2 protein-coding genes are annotated in these 1,316 nt (G+C 26.5%); both read right to left on the reverse strand.

Going from position 1 to position 1,316, the window contains the following annotated elements; translation table 11 throughout:
- Positions 1 to 437 (reverse strand): GNAT family N-acetyltransferase (locus HMPREF1552_RS11330; protein ID WP_081686593.1); only part of this gene is annotated, 437 nt, incomplete at its 3' end.
- A 735-nt stretch (positions 438 to 1,172) separates the two neighbouring features.
- Positions 1,173 to 1,304: a GNAT family N-acetyltransferase gene (locus HMPREF1552_RS13035; RefSeq protein WP_369750454.1), complete on the reverse strand. Its 132-nt coding sequence runs from the start codon at positions 1,302 to 1,304 to the stop codon at positions 1,173 to 1,175.
- Positions 1,305 to 1,316: the final 12 nt, after the last annotated feature.

Genomic DNA, 1,316 nt, shown 5'->3' on the forward strand with positions numbered 1-1,316 from the left:
ATTCCTAATCTTTCATAAAATCTGACAGCTCCAGTATTCTTAGCCCAAGCATCCAATGTTAAATTGTAACAGTCTTCTTTTTTTGCAAAATCCAAAGCAAAATCGTATAATTTCTTTCCGATATTCTGCCCACGGGTACTTTCATCGACACAAAGATCATCAATAAATAATGTTTTTATATCAGTTAGGATATTATGATTTGTTTGTTGCTCAAAAATACAGAAAATATAGCCAATTACGTTATCATTTTCATCTGTTGCTACAAATATTGGCTTATTTGAATCATTTAACATTTCTGTTAATTCTTTTGCTGTGTATTTTTTTCCATTTGCCTTGAAAATGTCTGGACGCCCTTCATGATGAACTAATAAAATTTGTTCCAGCAGATTTTCTATTTTCGGAATATCTTTTTCTTGTGCTAGTCTAATCTCTTTCATTGTAATAATTTTTCCTTTCATTTACATTTTTTTACTATTATTTACTATTTAAATATCGAATGTTTAATAAATTTTGAATTATATATCTTATCAAGGAATTAAAACTTCTTGTTCTTAAAATATTTTCTATTTTCTGAATAGGGTTTAATAATGAAAACTCAATCAGTTTATTAAAATCTAAAAATTAGATTTAATTTTTATAATTATTTAACCAAAAGAAAAAAGACAGGAGTACATTCCCTTGTATGGGAAGCCCCTGCCCTCTGTATATATTTCATAGCTTTTAAACTATTGTCATCCTCCATGTCACATGTATCTAATAGACTATGTTTCCATACCTGTCTTTGCAGTAATAATCGCCATTAGCCCTCTTAAAACATCTTACACCTCTTTCAGCAGCATCTTGTTCAACCTTTAGGATCAAACAGTTCACATCTCACGACAGAAATAGCAAGTATAACCAAGAGTAAAATTTTCTTAAACATTGCATATCATCTCCTTCTGTTTTAAATATCTATGTCAAATATTTATCCCATTTTATGTATTAATTATTTGTGTTCTTTTTATATTTTCATTATACAATATTTCAAATTAAAATGCAATTTATTATATTTCTTCCAAAAATTTAATAAAAAATAAAAAACATAACAATATGAAAAAATATTTATTAATCAAAATATCTAAAAAATAATTTAATTGAATGATTATAAATTAGCTATTATAGATAATAAAGAATTACAAAATTTCTTCAAAAACATACTTTTGAACTTTCATTCCTAATCTTTCATAAAATCTGACAGCTCCAGCATTATCAGCCCAAGCATCCAATGTTAAATTGTAACAGCCTTCTTTTTTTGCAAAATCCAAAGCAAAATCGTA

Origin of the sequence: Leptotrichia sp. oral taxon 879 str. F0557, from assembly GCF_000469385.1 — a bacterium.
GTDB lineage: Bacteria > Fusobacteriota > Fusobacteriia > Fusobacteriales > Leptotrichiaceae > Leptotrichia > Leptotrichia mesophila.